Annotated in this window: 17 protein-coding genes, 1 pseudogene and 1 riboswitch; of the genes and pseudogenes, 9 read left to right on the top strand and 9 right to left on the bottom strand. The window is 69.1% G+C overall.

The features are described from left to right. Positions 1–5: 5 nt before the first annotated feature. Positions 6–2906, bottom strand: a complete 2901-nt coding sequence (locus J7528_RS02650) for a long-chain-fatty-acid--CoA ligase (protein ID WP_291871033.1) — start codon at positions 2904–2906, stop codon at positions 6–8. 230 nt (positions 2907–3136) lie between these two features. On the opposite strand from J7528_RS02650, the gene J7528_RS02645 reads away from it, so the two are divergent. Next, positions 3137–4900, top strand: a complete 1764-nt coding sequence (locus J7528_RS02645) for an ATP-binding protein (protein ID WP_291871031.1) — start codon at positions 3137–3139, stop codon at positions 4898–4900. Between the two features lie 126 nt (positions 4901–5026). Here J7528_RS02645 and J7528_RS02640 read toward each other — a convergent pair whose 3' ends face one another. Beyond that, on the bottom strand, positions 5027–6526 hold the full coding sequence (locus tag J7528_RS02640) for a bifunctional aminoglycoside phosphotransferase/ATP-binding protein (protein WP_291871029.1): 1500 nt from the start codon (positions 6524–6526) through the stop codon (positions 5027–5029). Positions 6527–6670: 144 nt separating this feature from the next. Here J7528_RS02640 and J7528_RS02635 point away from each other — a divergent pair, with 144 nt between their 5' ends. The 4 genes from J7528_RS02635 (at position 6671) to J7528_RS02620 (ending at position 9305) form a co-directional block, all read left to right on the top strand. Further along, on the top strand, positions 6671–7291 hold the full coding sequence (locus J7528_RS02635) for a TetR/AcrR family transcriptional regulator (RefSeq protein ID WP_291871027.1): 621 nt from the start codon (positions 6671–6673) through the stop codon (positions 7289–7291). A 52-nt stretch (positions 7292–7343) separates the two neighbouring features. Continuing rightward, positions 7344–7450: riboswitch (SAM-I-IV-variant riboswitch) on the top strand. Between the two features lie 48 nt (positions 7451–7498). After that, on the top strand, positions 7499–8422 hold the full coding sequence (gene metA / locus J7528_RS02630; protein WP_291871025.1) for a homoserine O-succinyltransferase: 924 nt from the start codon (positions 7499–7501) through the stop codon (positions 8420–8422). Between the two features lie 55 nt (positions 8423–8477). Next, entirely contained in the window at positions 8478–8831 is a 354-nt protein-coding gene (locus tag J7528_RS02625) for a DUF6152 family protein (protein ID WP_291871023.1), read from the top strand. Positions 8832–8834: 3 nt separating this feature from the next. Next, entirely contained in the window at positions 8835–9305 is a 471-nt protein-coding gene (locus J7528_RS02620) for a hypothetical protein (RefSeq protein ID WP_291871021.1), read from the top strand. Positions 9306–9309: 4 nt separating this feature from the next. On the opposite strand, the gene J7528_RS02615 is transcribed toward J7528_RS02620, so the two are convergent. Both J7528_RS02615 and pdxH read right to left on the bottom strand, forming a co-directional pair. Continuing rightward, positions 9310–10326: a hypothetical protein gene (locus tag J7528_RS02615; RefSeq protein ID WP_291871019.1), complete on the bottom strand. Its 1017-nt coding sequence runs from the start codon at positions 10324–10326 to the stop codon at positions 9310–9312. An 80-nt stretch (positions 10327–10406) separates the two neighbouring features. After that, positions 10407–11075 carry a pyridoxamine 5'-phosphate oxidase gene (gene pdxH, locus J7528_RS02610; protein ID WP_291871315.1) on the bottom strand — a complete coding sequence of 223 codons (669 nt, stop codon included), beginning with the start codon at positions 11073–11075 and terminating at the stop codon, positions 10407–10409. A 118-nt stretch (positions 11076–11193) separates the two neighbouring features. Between pdxH and J7528_RS02605 the strand changes: the two genes are divergently transcribed. The 3 genes from J7528_RS02605 to J7528_RS02595 all read left to right on the top strand — a co-directional run bounded on the left by J7528_RS02605 (position 11194) and on the right by J7528_RS02595 (position 12991). Beyond that, positions 11194–11895 carry a DnaJ domain-containing protein gene (locus tag J7528_RS02605; RefSeq protein WP_291871018.1) on the top strand — a complete coding sequence of 234 codons (702 nt, stop codon included), beginning with the start codon at positions 11194–11196 and terminating at the stop codon, positions 11893–11895. A gap of 221 nt (positions 11896–12116) precedes the next feature. After that, positions 12117–12533 (top strand): organic hydroperoxide resistance protein, encoded by a 417-nt coding sequence (locus tag J7528_RS02600; RefSeq protein ID WP_291871016.1) that lies wholly within the window; start codon positions 12117–12119, stop codon positions 12531–12533. A gap of 11 nt (positions 12534–12544) precedes the next feature. Then, positions 12545–12991 (top strand): MarR family transcriptional regulator, encoded by a 447-nt coding sequence (locus J7528_RS02595; RefSeq protein WP_291871014.1) that lies wholly within the window; start codon positions 12545–12547, stop codon positions 12989–12991. Positions 12992–12994: 3 nt separating this feature from the next. On the opposite strand, the gene J7528_RS02590 is transcribed toward J7528_RS02595, so the two are convergent. The 3 genes from J7528_RS02590 to J7528_RS02580 form a co-directional block, all read right to left on the bottom strand. Continuing rightward, positions 12995–13402: a DUF4282 domain-containing protein gene (locus tag J7528_RS02590; protein WP_291871012.1), complete on the bottom strand. Its 408-nt coding sequence runs from the start codon at positions 13400–13402 to the stop codon at positions 12995–12997. 101 nt (positions 13403–13503) lie between these two features. Beyond that, positions 13504–14040 (bottom strand): hypothetical protein, encoded by a 537-nt coding sequence (locus J7528_RS02585; protein WP_291871010.1) that lies wholly within the window; start codon positions 14038–14040, stop codon positions 13504–13506. A 90-nt stretch (positions 14041–14130) separates the two neighbouring features. Next, a complete protein-coding gene (locus J7528_RS02580) occupies positions 14131–14733 on the bottom strand; it encodes a TetR/AcrR family transcriptional regulator (RefSeq protein ID WP_291871313.1) in 603 nt (200 codons plus the stop codon). 111 nt (positions 14734–14844) lie between these two features. On the opposite strand from J7528_RS02580, the gene J7528_RS02575 reads away from it, so the two are divergent. Next, positions 14845–16155, top strand: a complete 1311-nt coding sequence (locus J7528_RS02575; protein WP_291871008.1) for an oxygenase MpaB family protein — start codon at positions 14845–14847, stop codon at positions 16153–16155. A gap of 2 nt (positions 16156–16157) precedes the next feature. Here the strand turns inward: J7528_RS02575 and J7528_RS02570 are convergent. Then, positions 16158–16269, bottom strand: a pseudogene (locus tag J7528_RS02570) (hypothetical protein); the annotation flags it as partial. A gap of 15 nt (positions 16270–16284) precedes the next feature. Then, positions 16285–17673 (bottom strand): porin, encoded by a 1389-nt coding sequence (locus J7528_RS02565; RefSeq protein ID WP_291871005.1) that lies wholly within the window; start codon positions 17671–17673, stop codon positions 16285–16287. Positions 17674–17703 lie beyond the last annotated feature (30 nt).

Raw genomic sequence — 17703 nt, 5'->3', positions numbered from 1 at the left:
GCGCCTCACTGACCCTTCACCGCCGTGATCAGCTCGCCGATGCGGGCGCAGTTGCGGCCCTGGTCCGGACCGGCGTCGCGGCCGATCGAGCGCAGGTCGAGGCGCGAGCCTTGGGCGTCGGGGCGCACACGCACCACGACGTCGTCGGTCAGGCCGTACCAGAAGCTGCGGGCCGTGGCTTCCAGGCGGCCATCCACCGGGTCGTCGGTGACCAGGGTCATGCCCTTTGCCATGACCGCGGCCTTGATCGCCTCGTAGACGTCGCCAGGCGCGCGCTCGCTGACCAATGGGCGGGCGACGGGACAGGTCTCGGCGTTGATCTCGGCCAGGCGGCGGCCGGCATAGGCGGCCGAGCCCACCGGCAGGGACGGATCGTCGTCCACGATCTCGGCCGAGCCGCCGCGCGCGGCCATGGCCGCGTCGGAGAAGCCCAGCGGCGTCTTCCAGTCGGTCGAAACGTCGTGGATCGGCGGCGACTGGCCCACCAGCGCCTTGGCCGCGAACATCACCCCGAAGGTGACGGCCGTGGTGACCAGGGCCAGGATCGCCGCGCGGCCCAGACGCTTGAAGCCGGCGATCAAGGCGATGACCAGGCCCAGCAGGCCCGTGGCGACGCTGACGAAGGCCAGGCGCGGGGCCCAGTCCAGGGTCATGGCGGTGTAGCCCAGCGGCAGCGGGATCATGCCCAGCTTGACGCCCAGGGCGCCGCCGCCGGCCAAGATGGCCGGGGCCAGGGCGACCAGCAGGGCCAGATCCAGATAGAACGAAGCCCAGGCCGGCGGCTTGCCGGACGCCTTTTTCTCTTCGGTCTTCTTGGCCGCCTTGCTCCGCTTGCCCGGCGTGATCGGCATGGCGAACGGCAGGGCCTCGCCGGCGTCGGCCAGGACCGGGCTGGGCTTCGGCTCATGCAGGCGCAGAGGCGCTTCCGGCGCGGGCTCGGGCGGCGGCGCCTTCACCGGCGCGGCCTCGGCCCTGGGCTCGGGCTTCGGCTCGGCTTCGGCCACCGCCTCGGCGGCGGCGATCGCGGTGGCCTCGGCGATGATCGCGTCGGTGGCCGAGACGGTCTCGGGTTCGGGCTCCACGTGAGCCACGACTTCCGGTTCTGGCGGCGGCGCTTCGGGTTCGGGCTCCGGCTCGGCCAGGACGGTCTCGGCCGCGACCTCTTCCACCGGCTCGGGCGCGTAGATCACCGCCGCCTGCGAACCGTCGGCGGCCGCCAGGGTCGGGGCCGGCGGCGAAGGCTGCAGCGGCGTCGCCGGCAGCTCATAGCCCTCGTCGGCCAGGCGCTTGCGGATCACTTTCTTGTCGATCTTGCCGGTCGCGCCCAGCGGGATGTCGTCGACAAACAGCACGTCGTCGGGCATCCACCACTTGGCGATCTTGCCGTGCAGGAAGTCGATGAACTCCTGCTTGGTGGCGGTCTCGCCTTCCTTGAGTTTCACCAGCAGCACCGGCCGCTCGTCCCACTTGGGGTGCGCCGCGCCGACCACCGCCGCGAGGGCCGCCTTGGGATGGCCGACGGCGATGTTCTCGATCTCGATCGTGCTGATCCACTCGCCGCCGGACTTGATGACGTCCTTGGCGCGGTCGGTGATCTGCATGAAGCCGTGGTCGTCGATCGTGGCCACGTCGCCGGTGTCGAAGAAGCCCTCGTCATCCAGGATCTTGCCGCCGGCGCCCCGGAAGTATTCGGCGGCGATGATCGGCCCGCGGATCTTCAGGTGGCCGAAGGCCTTGCCGTCGTGCGGCAGCGGATTGCCCTCGTCGTCGCGCAGGCAGATCTCGACGCCCAGCGGCGGCCGGCCCTGCTTGAGGCGATATGGCATCTGCTGGTCGTAGGGCAGCTTCGACAACTCGTCAGTCATGACCGACAGCGTCCCGACCGGCGAGGTCTCGGTCATGCCCCAGGCGTGGACCACCTCGACATCGTACTTCTCCTGGAAGGCGCGGATGATGCTCTCGGGACAGGCCGCCCCGCCGATCACCACCTTCTTGAGCACCGGCAGCTTGGCGCCCGTGGCCTCCAGGTGCTGCAGCAGCATCTGCCAGACGGTGGGCACGGCGGCCGAGAAGGTCACGCCCTCGGTGTCCAGCAGTTCGAAGATCGAGGCGCCGTCCATCTTGGCGCCCGGCATCACCATCTTGGCGCCCGTGCCGGGGGCCGAGAACGCCACGCCCCAGGCGTTGGCGTGGAACATCGGCACCACCGGCAGGATGGTGTCCTTCTGCGACAGGCCCATCACGTCGGGCTGCAGGGTGATGAAGGTGTGCAGGAAGTTCGAGCGGTGCGAATACAGCACGCCCTTGGGGTCCCCCGTCGTGCCCGAGGTGTAGCACAGGCCGGCGGCCGTGCCCTCGTCGAAGCCGCCCCAGGCGCAGTCGGCAGACTGCTCGGCCACCAGGTCTTCGTAGCAGAGCAAGCCCTTGAAGTGCGGGGCCTCGGCCGCCAGCGGGAACTCGGCGGGCATGTGGGCGCGATCGGTGAAGACGATCACGTGCTCCACATGCGGCAGGCGCGGCAGCACCGCCTGCAGGATCGGCAGGAAGGTCAAATCAACGAAGATGGCGCGGTCGCCGGCGTGGTCGGCGATCCAGGCGATCTGCTCGGGAAACAGGCGTGGGTTCAGGGTGTGGCAGACAGCGCCGATGCCCATGATGCCGTACCAGGCTTCCATGTGGCGGCCGGTGTTCCAGGCCAGGGTGCCGACGCGGTCGCCCGGCTTGATCCCCATGGCCAGCAGGGCGTTGGAGACGCGCTTGGCCCGGTCGTGGATCTGGCCGTAGGTCGTGCGCACGATCGCGCCCTCGACCGAGCGGCTGACCACTTCACGATTGCCGTGCCATTTGGCGGCGTGGTCGATGATCTTGTCGAGGGTCAGCGCCCCATGCTGCATCAGCCCCTGCATCGACTCCCGCTCTCTCTCGGTTGCTTATCGTTGTTCAGGCGAGGCTATCGGGGGCAGACGCAACACGCAACGCGGGGCCGCTTCACAAGGGAAATCGACGAAAAGTGATCGGTCGCCTAGTCGACGCACGCGCTGATCGGTCGCACGCGTGTTAAGGAGACTCTTGGTTGCCGGCGGGGGATAGTCGCAACGTAGGCGAACAAATCGTCGTCGTCCAAAGAGGCGAGTCCTTGGGCTGGTGGGCCGATACCTTAGCAGATGAGCGACTGGACGAGGTCGCGGCCGACATTCGGCGGCTGGGTCCTTCGCGCATTATTTCCGGTTGTCTGGCGGCGGGCGTCATCGGCGTCGGTCTGGGCTATCGCACCGCTTTCGCCTGGCTTCTGAGCTTCCTGGTCGCCGAGGGTCTGGCGGCCCTGGCCACCCGCAACTTCGGCAAGGGACGTCCGGGCAGCCGCACCGATCGCGCCGCCTTCATGTTCGCCGCCATTCCGGTCAACGGCAGCTGGGCGGCGCTGGCGGCCCTGCTCTGGCTGCACGGTCCCGCTCACCTGAAGATCGCCGCCGTCGCCATCTGGTGCGGCCAGCTGGTGTTCATGCAGCAGTACCGCCACCAGCCGCTGGCCCTGCTGATCCTGAGCGGCGTGGCGCCGATCGTCAGCCTGCTCGCCTTCCCGTTCCTGTTCATGCCCGGCGGCGACCCGGCGACCCACGCCATGCGCTGGTCGCTGGTGCTGCTGATCGGCATCACCATCAATGTCGCCCTGCGCAACCGCGCCGCCGCCCGCCGCATGGACCAGCTGACCCGCGGCCTGCGCGACGAGCGCGAGCGCGCCCTGGAAGCCGCCCGCGCCAAGTCGACCTTCATCGCCGTCACCAGCCACGAGCTGCGCACGCCGATGAACGGCCTGCTAGGCATGGCCCACGCTCTGGGGCGTTCGAAACTGACCGCCGCCCAGCGCCAGCAGGTCGAGCTGATGATCAAGTCGGGCGACAGCCTGATGCAGCTGCTCAACGACGTGCTGGACCTGTCGCGCGTCGAGGCCGGCAAGGTTGAGCTGGCCCCCGAGATCGTCGAACCGCGCGCCATCGTCTCGGACGTGGTCGACGCCTGGCGCGACGCGGCCGAGGCCAAGGGCCTGTCGCTGTTCGCCCGCTACGACACCGAGGTTCCCGAGTGGGTCCGCGCCGATCCGCTGCGGATCCGTCAGGTGCTGACCAACCTGGTCTCCAACGCCGTCAAGTTCACCGCCCAGGGCCATGTCCGGGTGGCGGTCAGCGCGGAAAATGACGGCGATCAGCAGGTCATCCGCTTCGCCGTCTCCGACACCGGCCCCGGCGTGCCGGCCGAGGCCGCCGACCGCGTGTTCGACAGCTTCACCCAGGCCGACGAGACCATCTCGCGCGGCTATGGCGGGGCGGGTCTGGGCCTGGCCATCTCGCGCTCGCTGGCCCGCCAGCTGGGCGGCGACCTCGTGCTGAAGCCCACCCCGAGCGGCGCCTGCTTCGTGCTCAGCGTCCGCGCCCCGCTGGCGTCCGCGCCGGCCCCGGCCGAACCGGAACCGCAGGTCGACGACGAGAGCCTGGGCCAGATCCAGGTGCTGATGGCCGAGGACAACGCCGTCAACCAGCTGGTCGTGCGCACCATGCTGGAACCGGCGGGCGTGGCCCTGACCGTGGTCGAGAACGGCCAGGAAGCGCTCGAGGCCATGACCCAGCAGCACTACGACTGCGTGCTGATGGACATCAACATGCCAGTGATGGACGGCATCACCGCGCTGGAAGCCATCCGCGCCGGCCGCGCCGGCGACCCCGCCCTGCCCGTCATCGCCCTGACCGCCTCGGCCATGGCCGGCGACCGCGAACGGTTCCTGGGCCTGGGCTTCGACGATCACCTGGGCAAGCCGGTCAAGCCGATGGACCTGATCACGGCGATCATCCGGGCGGTGAACCCGGAGCCGCCGGATGAGGGGGCGTTGCGCGGGGCGGCTTGATAGATGCTCCCCCGTGATACGGGGGAGCTGTCGCGAAGCGACTGAGGGGGCGAGCTGGACGCGCGCCGCGTTAGCCCCCTCCGGCCCTCTGGGCCACCTCCCCCGCATCGCGGGGGAGGATCTTCATTACCCCATCGTCTCCGCCAACGCTCGGGCTTCGTCCTCGAACGCATTGACCGTATCCACCTTGCGCCAGGTGATCTCGCCGGCGTCGCGGGTCAACTGCGTCTCCAGCACCGCCACGTCGGCGTCCGAGGCGTCGTTGACGCGGGCGGCGACGCGCTGGCGCAGCACCTCGGGCGGAGCCTCCAGCCACACGCCTAGGAAGCCGACGTCCGCGCTCTTGGCCAGAGCCTCGGCGCGGGCGCGTTCCTCGGGCTTGAGGAACACCGCGTCCAACACCACCGAGCGGCGGGCCTTCAGGCACAGCTCGGCGTCATGGAACAGCTGGTCATAGACCTTGGCGCTCATCTCCGGCGTATAGGCCTCGCGCGGCAGGCGCTCCAGCGAGGGCACGCCCCACAGGCGTTTGCGGATCTCGTCGGTGCGCAGCACCACCGCGCCGGGGGCCGAGCCCAGGCCGGGGGCGCAGACGCGCGAGAAGGTCGACTTGCCCGAGCCCGACAGGCCGCCGGCCGCCACCAGGCTGACCGGCTTGGGGGCCAGGTGATCCAAGGCGGTCTGCAGATAGGCCCGCGCGGCCTCGTCGTCGCCGGTATAGGCCCAGACGTGGGTGCGCACGGCGGCGCGGACGCTGAGCATCAGCGGCAGGGCGGCGAGACCCGTCCACAGGCCTTCGCCGAAGGTGCGGGACGCCTCGTCCAGATAGGCGTTCAGCACCCGGCCGGCGGCGTCGCGGCGACGGCGGAAGTCCAGGTCCATCAGCAGGAAGGCCAGGTCGTACTGCACGTCGATGTCCGACAGGGTGTCGTTGAACTCGATGCAGTCGAACAAGATCGGCTGACCGTTCTCAATCAGGATGTTTCCGAGATGCAGGTCGCCATGGCAGTGGCGAGCGAAGCCGTCCTTGGCGCGGCCGTCCAGCAGCGGACCCAGACGCTCCAGGGCGATGTCGGTCTCATGCACCAGGCGCTCGACCGCCTGCTTGCCCAGGCGCGAGGACAGGCCGCGCAGCAGGTTGGCGTTCGAGCGGATCGTGTAACCGAGCGCCGACACGCCGCCGCCTTGCGGACGCAGGCTCGAGCCGGCGTGGAAGCGGGCCACCGTGCGGCCCAGCGAATCCTCCAGCGCGTCGTCGATCGCCCACGGCTGGGTGGCCAGGACGCCGTTCTGGTCGAAGCGGCGCATTTCCAGCAGGTACTCGACGATCTCGCCCGCGCCGTCGAACTCGATGCCGCCGTCGGCCGTCCGCGTCAGGCGGCGCACCTCGCGATAGATGTCAGGCGCGGCGGCGCGGTTGAAGGTCAGCTCGCGCTCCAGCGCCCAGCGGCGCAGCTCCAGCGTCGAATAGTCCAGGAAGCCGAAGTCGACCGGGCGCTTCACCTTGAAGGCCGAGCCGCCGATCAGGAACACACGCGCGCACGAGGTCTCGATCGTGCTTTCGGCCCGGCCTTCGAACCAGGCGGCCACTTCCTGCTCGCGCGCGGCTTCCGCGTCCTTGATCACGCCGAAAATCCCATCTGTCCGCGCACGAAATCGGCGCCGGGGCTGCATAGCCGAAAGCCGAACGAGAGTCCTCTAACGTCAGCCTTGCTTACCCCTCGTTTTCGCGGCTAGATTGCATCGAAGCCATCCAGTGTGAGTGCACATATGCTTGTCGGCGCGGGTTTGAAGCGGTCGGGTCACAAGCGCGAGGAAATCCTCGGCTCTGCCAGGAGCCTGTTTCTTCGCCAGGGTTACGCCGATGCCGGCATGGAGGTGGTGGCCCGTGCGGCGGGAGTCTCGACGGCCACGCTGTACGCCTACTTCCCCAGCAAGGCCGACCTGTTCAAGGCCATCGTCATGGAGACGGTCAGCGGCATCGCCGCCCCGGTCCGCGAGGCGGTCCGCACCAAGGGCGACGCCCGCACGCGGCTGACGGCCCTGGCCAATGCCTACGCCCTGTTCTTCTCGCGCCCCGACACCCGCGCCATGTTCCGCATGGTCACGGCCGAGCGCCGCCGCTTCGAGGACGTCGCCGAATATTTCCTGCAGAGCGCCCGCGACGAGCTGGGCGGCGCGGCGATCGCGGTGATCAACGACCTGGTCCGGGCCGGCGAGCTGAAGGTCGACAAGGCCTCATGGGCCGCCGGCCAGCTGATGGGCATGCTGGACCACGTGACCCTGGTGCTGGGCCTGTCGGCCGGCGACGATGTCCAGCCCCGCCGGCCGATCAAGGCCATCGCCGAGGACGCGGTGGAGACGTTCCTATGCCGCTACGGCGTCCGATAGTCGCAAGAGCCCTGCCCCGACTTGTAGCCGCGCTTCGCATCGGCTAGTCCTGCGTCTGCATCAAGAGTTGGGCCGCGCCCAACGCCAACCTGCCTTCCCGGGCAAGGTGGCGCTCCTTCCGAGGAGGATGTGGCCGAGACGGCAACGAAACGGGTGATCTCCACCTCCGTCCCGCGTCGATTGTTGTCGAAGTCCAGGGGCGAAGCCTTGCCGATCAAGATTCCGGATTCACTGCCTGCCCGCGCCACCCTCGAAGCCGAGGGCGTGGTCGTCATGCGCGAGACCGACGCCGCCCGCCAGGACATCCGTCCGCTGCGCATCGGCCTGCTGAACCTGATGCCGGACAAGCCCAAGACCGAGACCCAGTTCGCGCGCCTCCTGGGCGCCACGCCGCTGCAGGTCGAGCTCTCTCTGATGCAGCTGGCCAGCCACACCCCGCGCAACACCCCGGCCGAACACATGGCCGCCTTCTACCGGTCGTGGGACGAGATGCGCGACCAGCGCTTCGACGGCTTCATCGTCACCGGCGCGCCGGTCGAGACCATGGCCTTCGAGGAGGTCGCCTATTGGGACGAGCTGCGCCGCATCTTCGACTGGAGTCAGGCCCACGTGCACAGCTGCCTGACCATCTGCTGGGGCGCGCAAGCCGCGCTGCGCCACTTCCACGGCGTTGACAAGCAGGTGCTGCCGGCCAAGCGCTCGGGCGTCTATGCCCACCACCTGGTCGAGCCGACCTCGGCCTATCTGCGTGGCTTCGCCGACGAGGTCGACATCCCGGTCTCGCGCTGGACCGAGGTCAGCCGCGCGGCGGTCGACCAGGCGCCCGGCCTGAAGGTGCTGCTGGAATCGGACGAGGCCGGCCTATCCCTGATCGAGGACGCCCAGCGCCGCTCGCTGCACATGTTCAACCACCTGGAATATGACGGCGAGACCCTGCGCGACGAGTATGTCCGCGACAGCGCCAAGGACCCGTCGACCCCGCAGCCGGCCCACTACTTCCCCGGCGGCGACGCCAGCCGCGCCCCGCGCAACCGCTGGCGCGGCCACGCTCACCTGCTGTTCTCCAACTGGATCAACCAGATCTACCAGACGACTCCGTTCCGCCTGGACGACATCGGCCGGACCTCTTGAACTCCGCGCGTCCCCGTGACCCTCTAGAGGCGTCGGGGACAGACGGAGATCATCCATGTTCAGGCCCTTGCCCACGGCGGCGCTGATCGTCGCCCTCGCCGCTCCGGTCGCCGCTTTCGCGCACCACGGCTGGAGCTCCTACGACGCCGAGAAGGTCATCAAGGTCACCGGGCCGGTGACCGAGGTCTCGTGGGGCAATCCGCACGGCGCGGCCAAGGTCCGCTACCAGGGCAAGACCTGGGACGTGGTTCTGGCCCCCGTGGCCCGCATGGAAGCGCGCGGCCTGTCCCAAGCCATGCTGGCGCCCGGCAAGGCCGTGACCCTGGAAGGCTATCCCCGCAAGGACGGCGTTCCCGAGATGCGTATCGAGCGCGTCACCGTCGACGGCAAGACCGTCGAGCTGCGCTAGCGGATGGAGGCCATCGCGGCGTTGCAGGCCTCGGCGTTCGGTGCCTGGGCGCGCGGCTCGGCCTATGCCTATCCGCTGGCCAACCTGATCCACCTCTTGGGCCTGCTGTTGCTGGTCGGCGGCGTAGGCGTGCTGGACATCAGGCTGGCGGGGCTCTGGCGCAATCTGCCGGTCGCGGCGCTGTCGCGAGCCCTGACGCCGCTGGCGATCGCGGGTCTGGTTCTGATGCTGCCCAGCGGCTTCACGATGTTCGCCGCCGACGCCAAGACGCTGGCCGCTTCGCCGCTGTTCCTGTGGAAGCTCGCCCTGATCGGACTGGCGGTGATCAATGCCGTCGCCTTCCGCCTGGCTTGGGGCAAGCGGCTGGATCGCTGGGGTCACGCGGTCCCGCCTGGCGCGCGGGCCATGGCGATCGCTTCGCTGAGCCTGTGGCTGGTGGTCGGCGCCCTGGGCCGGCTGATCGCCTACGCCTGAGGCCTCATTTAACCGTGTAGGCGACCGCGATCTTGAAGTTCGAGCCCGCCGCCATCGCCCCGCGCGGCTTCAGGCGGATGTGGGTCACCTGGGCTTGCGTCGCCGCCGTCGGCAGGAACAGCCAGCTCGAGCCCCCGTCGGACGAGAACTCGACGTCGTCGCTCAAACTGGTCGAGGACGTGTAGGTGAACGCCAGGCCCGAGGCCGGGCTGCCCTCGGTGAAGACCACCGACGCCCCGCCCGCGCCGTCGCCGTCCAGCGCGATCGAGGTCCCCGCCGGGGTGGCGATCTTCAGCTCCATCGTGTTGCTGGCCAGCGCCGAGGTGTCGGGATTGCTGACCGTGACGGTGGTGCGCTGCTTGCTGCCCGGAATGGACTTGGGGTTCGTCGTGCCGTTCTTGTCGTCATAGACCACGGTCGTCGTCGTCGTGACGGTCGCCGGCTTGCCGCCGCTGATCGTCAGATTGACCGTGACGATGGTCGACTTGGTGTCCTTGTCGGTCACCCCGATGCAGCTGCTGCCCACGGCCAGCGAGCACAGGCTCCAGTCCCACAGGATCGTGAACGTGCCGGTATAGACCCCCGACTTCACCGCGCCCGCGATGGTCGGCTTGATGTAGACAGGCACGCTGGTCGGCGCGAAGCCGATTAGGTTGGCCAGATCCACCGACGTGCCGTTGACGTAGTAGGTCGCCGTACCCGACAGCGGCTTGGTCCCCGCCGCGTCGGCCGACAGCACGTAGTTGATGTCCGGCGCTCCGGCCTGGCTGACCTTGTAGCCGTTCGACGTCGTGATCGTGGCCTTCACATAGTTGCCGGAGAACGAGATCCACAGCGGGCTGCCGGCCGCGCAGCCGAAACCGGCCCCCATGCTGGGCGTCACGGGCGTGACGGCGTTGGGCGAATAGGTGGCCGAACTCGTCGCCGTGCTCGTGGCCGTACAGGCCGCCGACGCGCCGGACGCGCAGGCCAGCAGCGTGAACGCCGCCGCCAGGGAGGTGAGGATCGAGCTTAGACGCATCGGCCAAAAGCCTAGGCGCCGGCGGTTAATCGCACCTCAAGGATGTTCCGTCGCCAGACACTCAACCGCTAGACTTTAGTCTACGGAAACAGTCGCTTGGTGGTCCAACCGCCATCCGCGCGGTCGAAGACCAGGCGTTCATGCAGGCGGAAGGGGCGGTCGCGCCAGAACTCGATGGTCACCGGCACGATACGGTAGCCCGACCAGTGCGGCGGGCGCGGCACCTTGGAGAGGCCGAACTTCAGGCCCATCTCGGCGACGCGTTTCTCAAGAGCCAGACGGTCGGGCAGAGGCTGCGACTGGTCGCTGGCCCAGGCGCCGATCTGGCTGGCGCGGGCGCGGCTGGCGAAATAGGCGTCGGCCTCGGCTTGCGTGGTCGGCTCGACGGTCCCGCGGATCCGCACCTGGCGGCGCAGCGACTTCCAGTGGAACAGGATGGCGGCCTTGGGGTGGGCGTTCAGCTCCTGGCCCTTGGCGCTGTGGGTGTTGGTGTAGAAGACGAAGCCGCGCGGATCGAAGTCCTTCAAGAGCACCATGCGCGAGTCCGGCATGCCGTCGGCGTCGACGGTCGACACGGTCATGGCGTTGGGATCGTTGGGCTCCTTCTTGCCCGCCTCTTCCAGCCACTCGGCGAACAAGGCGAACGGATCGTCTTCCGACAGCAGGGCCGGCGCAACCGCCTCGGTGACCTGGCGGACATAGTCGTCTTCGCTGGGCGAGGCGGGGATCAAGGTCGGGTCGGCGCTCATGGCCTTGATATAGGCCCCTGCGACGCGAGGGACCACACCCGGCCGATACCTTAGGGGGATGGCCCCTAAAGTCTTAACTTAACCCGCCGTTGACCATCCCGGCGGCAGGGTCCCGGGAATGACCGCCCGTCCGTCCGCCCTGACGCTTTCCGCCGCCCGCGCCCTGCTGGGCGTGGCCGCGGACGCCGATGAGCGCGAGCTGCGCACCGCCTATCGCGAGGCGGCCAAGCGGGCCCATCCCGACCGTCCGACCGGCGACGCGGCCCTGTTCCGCGACGTGCTGGCCGCCTATCGCCTGCTGCAGGAGCATCCCTACCAGCCGGCCACCTTCCCGCCGGCGGTGACGACCCCGCCGCCGATCGCCGACCGGGTGTTCCTGGATATCGACATCGCCACCGCCGTCGCCGGCGGCGCCGAGGACCTCGCCATCGACGGCCGACACCTGCGGCTGAAACTGCCCGCCGGCCTGCGCGAAGGCGACAAGGTGCGGGTCGAGGGCGTGATGTTCGAGGTCCGCTATCGCGCCCAGGACGGCGCCCTGGTGCGCGGCGACGACCTGTGGCTGACGGGCAAGGTCGACCCGCGCGTGCTGGCCGAAGGCGGTCGCGTCGACGCCGACACCCCGCTGGGCCGCCGCCCGGCCTGGATCTCGACCAAAGCCGCCGCCCGGGGGCTGGTCCGGTTGCCGAACCAGGGCTTGCCCGCGCGGGCGCAGCATAAGGCTGGGGATCTGTTCCTGCGCCTCGAAGCCGCCGAGGCTGGCGCCGAGAGCCCGGCGCGGTCGCTGCTGAAGCGCTTCGCGGCCGCCTGGGCGGCCTAAAAAGATGCTCCCCCGTGATACGGGGGAGCTGTCGCGGAGCGACTGAGGGGGCCAGCGCGGCCTCTACCCAGCTAGCCCCCTCCGGCCCTGCGGGCCACCTCCCCCGCATCGCGGTGGAGGATCGATTACATCGCGCGCGATCTTTTTTCACGAACAGCACTTGAAGACTGATCGCGCGCGATTAAGTCCTCTGCATCGAACCAAGCAAGGGAGCTACCAAGATGACCACCCTCTACACCACCCGCGCCACCGTCGTCGGCGGCCGTGACGGCCAAGCCCGCAGCGAAGACGGCCTGCTGGACGTTCAGCTGTCGATGCCCAAGGCCCTGGGCGGCAAGGAAACCGGGACCAATCCGGAGCAGCTGTTCGCGGCCGGCTACGCCGCCTGCTTCCAGAGCGCCATGGCCCACGTCGCCCGCACCCAGAAGATCGCGCTGGCCGGCTCGACCGTGACCGGCCAGGTCGGCCTCGCCACCCAGGAAGTCGGTTTCAAGCTGGAAGTCGCCCTGGAAGTCGAAACCCAAGGCCTGAGCCAGGCCGACGCCGAAGCGCTGGTGGCCACCGCGCACCAGGTCTGCCCGTATTCGAATGCAACGCGCGGTAACGTGGACGTGGCTATTACCGTCAAGGCGGCCTAGTCTTTGATCCAATGAGCAAGAAACCGACGCCGTCCGACCGTCCCGTAGAGTCTCTGCGCCTGGACAATCAGTTGTGCTTCGCCCTCTACGGCGCGGCCAACCGGATGACGCGGCTTTATCGACCCATGCTGGACGCGCTAGGCCTGACCTATCCGCAGTACCTGGCCATGCTGGTGCTGTGGGAGAAGAGCCCGCAGACGGTCGGGGCCCTGGGCGACGCCCTGGACCTCGACTCCAGCACCCTGACCCCGCTGCTCAAGCGCCTGGAAGCCGGTGGCCTCGTCGAGCGCCACCGCGACCCGGAAGACGAGCGGCGGGTGATCGTGGGCCTCAGCGACAAGGGCCGCGCGCTGCGCGATCAGGCCGAGGCGGTCCCCGAGCAGATGATCTGCGCGCTGGACACGCCGATGAACGAGTTGATGGCGCTGCGCGAGCGCCTCAAGATCCTGGCGAAATAGAGCCTAGACCTGCTGGCGCGGCGGTTGCTGCGCGGCCTGCTGGCGGGCGCGGTGCGCGGCGTGGTCGGCATCGCTGGTCTGGCGCAGGGCCCGCAGGTCCTCGCTGATCCGGAAGATGGCGACATAGAATTCGCAGAAGGCGCGCCACAGCAGCACCAGGGCGCCGGCGACCAGCAGGCCCGCGATCAGCACCGGGAAGGCCAGCAGCAGCGAGCCCAGGCCCGGCTCCTTCAGCGCCAGGCCCACGGCGGCGCCGACGACCGAGAAGCCGAACAGGGCCACGACGCCCAGGCCGGCCCAATAGATGAAGTGAATCACCGGCCCGGTGACCAGACGGTCGAACGTGAGCAGGTCCCACATCAGCGAGCCGGAACGCTTAGTCTTGTTAGCCGGAGGCATACGAAACCCCAAGTCGGCGATTAACGCCCCTCTTGAGGGTCATCGCTACCAGTGACGAGCCCGCTCGGCAATGCCGAGCGGGCTCGCGGTTGTATCGGTCCTGTCAGGAGCCGTTATTGCTGGGGCTTGGCGCCCGCGACGGTGGCGTCGATCTGGGCCTTGGTGGCCGTGGTCGAGACGCTGCCATCGGCGCCCGCGCTCAGGCTATTGCCCGGCAGGGCGAACTTCACGCCGCCGTTGGTGACGATGACGTTGGTCGAGCCGTCGGCGCCGGTGCTCGTGCCGGTGATCTGGCCGACCGAGACGCCGGCGGCGTCCTTCACGGCCGAGCCGACCTTGAAGCTGGCCACGGTGGCCGAGCTGGGGGTGGCGGCCGCGTCAGCCGGATTGGCCGAAGGCGTCGTCGTGCTTTGGGTGGTGGTCGAGCCGGCCGGCGTGGTGGTGGTCGTCGTCGACTGAGTCGGGGCGGCCGTGGTCGGCGAGGTCGGCGCGGCCGGGTCGGGCATGGTGGTTTGAGCCGGAGCCGTCGCCGGGGCCGTCGGGGCCGGGGCGGTCGTGGTCTGGCTGGTGGTGGTCGTGCTCTGGGCGAAAGCGGCGCCAGCGAACGTCAGGGACGCGGCGGCGGCGAGCAGGGCGAGCTTGTTGGTCATTTCTGTACTCTCCGTCGGGAGCCCCTCCCGGCCAAAACAACGTCACCTTGCGTTGACGGTTCCGTCGGAAAGTCGACGTGAGGGTGAGGGCTACGCGCTCCGCGCGACCAGAAGCGCCGAAATATAGGCCTCCATCAGCCGCACCAGCTCGTCCTCCAAAGCCTGCGGGTTCAGGGCCAGCTCGCTCTCGATCGTGGCCGCCCGCAGCAGGCCGACGACGGCGTGGGTCAGCACGAAGCCGGCCTCGGGCGAGAGGTCGAAACCCAGCGCAGCCTTGCCCGCGATCATGTCGAAGAAGGTGACGTGGTTGCGCATGACCACGTCGTCGCCGCCCTCGGCCGTCAGGGCGTCCAGCAGCGCGCGGCGGGTGGCGGGCGAGCCTTCGAAAGCGGTCGCCAGAGTGCGGACGATCAGGCGCACCGCGCCCAACTCCGGACCCGCGATGACGATCTCGGCGATGCGGTCGCGGGCGGCCTCGGCGCGCTTGTGGGCCAGGCCCGCCAGGATCGCCTGCTTGCCGCCGAAGTACTGGTACAGCGTGCCGACGCTGACCCCCGCCCGCTCGGCGATGTGGTTGGTGGTCAGGGCTTCGATCCCGTCGGCCTCCAAAAGTTGAAAGGCCGCCTCGAGAATCGCCTCGACCGTCGCCTCGGACCGTGATTGGCGCGGCGTTCGCCTCGTCTTTTCAGTCACTTGCGGCATGGCCTCCGGGATGCGGGCAAGGCGAGTAGCGCGGGGGTCTTGAGGGCATAACCTAGAGCCCGAGACAGGGATCCGTCACGTATCCCGCTACGAGAGGTTCATATGACCGCGCTGGAAAAGGTCCGGGCCAAGGTCGCCTCGCAGAAGACGCTTCTGCCGGCGCTGTATGGCGACGTCGATTTCGACAGCACGCCCGAGCGCTTCACCGATGACCCGAAGGCCAGCGTGGCCCCGCGCCTGCGCAATCTGGATCCCGACAAGGTCGCGCTGATCAAGGCCTACACCATGCTGGGCGACGTGGTGGCCGACGCCTATGCGGCGCTGATGCCGCAGTACGGCTTCCGGCCGCTGATCCAGATGCTGACCAAGGCCTGCGACGAGGGGATCGACGCCGTTCCCGACGCCCCGCCGGAACTGGCCGCCTTCATCGCCGACATGGAAGCCGCGCCCGACTGGCTGGACATGGACCTGGTCCGCGAAGGCCAGCGCCTGGACCGCAACGCCGCCGCCAATCTGGGCCCCTTCGCGATCCGGGGCGCATTCATCGCCACCTTCATGAACAAGTACGCCGCCCTGCCGATGGCCCTGACCGGGACCCTGTCGAACGACACGGCCGCCCGCCGGGTCAACGAGACGGCGACCTTCTTCACCACCACCCTGCTGCCGGGCTCGCTGGAGCGCCACGGGGCCGGCTTCCGCGCGGCGGCCATGGTGCGGCTGATGCACTCGATGGTGCGGTTCAACGCCCTGAAGCGCTCGGACCGCTGGGATGTCGGCGTCTATGGGATCCCGATCCCGCAGGTCGACCAGATGCCCGCCGGCCTGATCCCGATCTTCCTGATGAGCTACAAGATCGTCGGCCAGGGCCGGAAGACCTTCACCGCCGACGAGCGGGCCCGGGTCGAGCTGGCCCGCTACCGCTGCTTCCTGCTGGGCCTGCCCGAGGACCTGCTGGCCGACACCCCACAGGGCGTGGTCGACACCATGAACGCCCGCAGCGGCACCCTGCGCGCCGGCTTCGACGACGCCACCTGCGGCGAGCTGGTCCGCGCCACGCTGAACGCCTACCTGCCGCCCGACGAGCGGCCGGAGAACAGGCTGTTCGACAAGGTCGAGCGGCGGTTCTCCAAGGTGTTCTTCCTGCGCAACTTCATGAACGGCGACGTCGCCGCCGCCCGCCGCATGGGCGTCGAGATCGGCCCGCGCGACTTTGCGATGTTCGGCTTGGTGGCCCTGCTAGTGACCAGCCAGCTGATGGCCTATCGCCTGGCGCGGAATGTCCCCGGCGTGGCGGACCTGGCCGACGCGCATCTGGTGGCCAAGCTGAAGAAGCAGCTGGCGCGGTATGGGCATGCGGAGTTTGCGTCGGACGCGGAGAAGTATCGGCCGACCGGGAAGCCTGTAGCGGCCTGATCCCCCTCTCCCCTTGCGGGAGAGGGTGGCCCGCGAAGCGGGTCGGGTGAGGGGTCACGCGGCGCGACCGTGCAACCCCTCATCCGTCGGCTTCGCCGCCACCTTCTCCCGCAAGGGGAGAAGGAGACATCAGAAATCCAGCTCCATCCGCGCTCCCGCCACTCGCGCCTTGTAGTCGCGGTCGCCGTTGGGCAGTGGCGTAGCGTCCGTATAGGCCAGGACCCCGGCGTTGAGGTTGAAGCGCAGGAACTCGACCGGCTGCCAGATCAGCGCCGCCAGCCAAGCGTCCTGAGTTCCGCCGACGATGCTGCGATCGTTCAGGTCCAGATAGTCGTAGCGGACATTGACCTGCAGCGTGCCCAGGCCGCCTCCGCCCAGGGGGTTCTTCGGCTTGGCGCGCTCGAAGATGCCGCTCTTGTAGCCACGGGTGTCGTCGGTGAGGAAGAAACCGAGCTCCGCATAACCGCCGAAGAACCGCGCGTCCGGGCCGGTCTTCAGCTGCGCGTCCAGCCAGTGGGTCTCGGCCGCGCCGTGCCAGCGGCCGCGTACGAAGCCGGCCTCCAGGCCGTAGTGGGTCTCCTGGCGCACCGGCAAAGCGGCCGTTCCGATCAGGCGGCTGTTGCTGGTGTGGACGTAAGGCCGCTGGCGATAGCGGGTGGCTGTGTCGCCTACCCGCTTGAGCTGACGCTGGTGGGCCGAGCCGCCGAAGTGCCACTGGGTCTTGCCGATCTTGGGCGCATAGACCACCCGCCCGTCCAGGCCATAGCTGTTGTTCTCATCGCCGCCGGCCGGGCCGTCGCTGGCATTGGCCAGGGCGGTGATGTCGTCGGCGAACAGCCCCGCCTGGACTAGCCAGGGGCCCTTCTCGTACTGGGCCGACAAGCCCAGTCGGCGCTCGAAATTGAAGGCGTCGGTGAAGGCCGCCCGCTCCATCAGCGAGCCCGAGGTGTCGCCGGTCAGCTCGTCCAGCGACTGGAACTGGTTCTGGTTGCCCAGCGCCAGCAACCACGGCCCGGCCTTGTAGGTCACGAAGGTGTCGACCAGGTCCACCGTGTTGTCAGAAAGCTCCAGCTCCAGCTTGTAGCCGATGCCGGCGCCCAATCCGCCCTCCCCGCCCAGGCGAATGCGGCGCATCTCGGCGGCGTAGCCCAGGCCGCGATCGGCCAAGGCCTTGGGCGCGTCGACATAGCCGACGTCGGCCTGGATCCGCCCCTTGGCCTTGAAGCTGCGCCCGCCGCTGGCGGAGATCACTGGCGAGCCCTTCCAGGTGATCTCGGCGCTGGCGGGCTTGGCGGGGGCGGCGATGGCCACAGGAGCAGCCGGCGCGGTGCGCTGGATCCCGCTGGCCGCGTCCAGGCGGCTCTCCATACGCTGCACCTGCGCCTTCAGCCCCGCGATCTCGGCGCGCAGGGCGGCGATCTCTTCGGGGCTCAGCGTATCTTGCGCGAAAACAGGCGACGACAGCAGGCAGGCGCCCGCCGCGCTAAGCGCGACGAGGGGCGTAAACTTGGGATGCAAAACAGCACCATGGGAAAGAGCAACCTGCCC

The sequence above is a fragment of the Caulobacter sp. genome (assembly GCF_017744445.1).
Classification (GTDB): Bacteria; Pseudomonadota; Alphaproteobacteria; order Caulobacterales; family Caulobacteraceae; genus Caulobacter.
The sequence above is the reverse complement of the archived record's forward strand: the minus strand, read 5'-3'. Positions and strand labels throughout refer to the sequence as shown.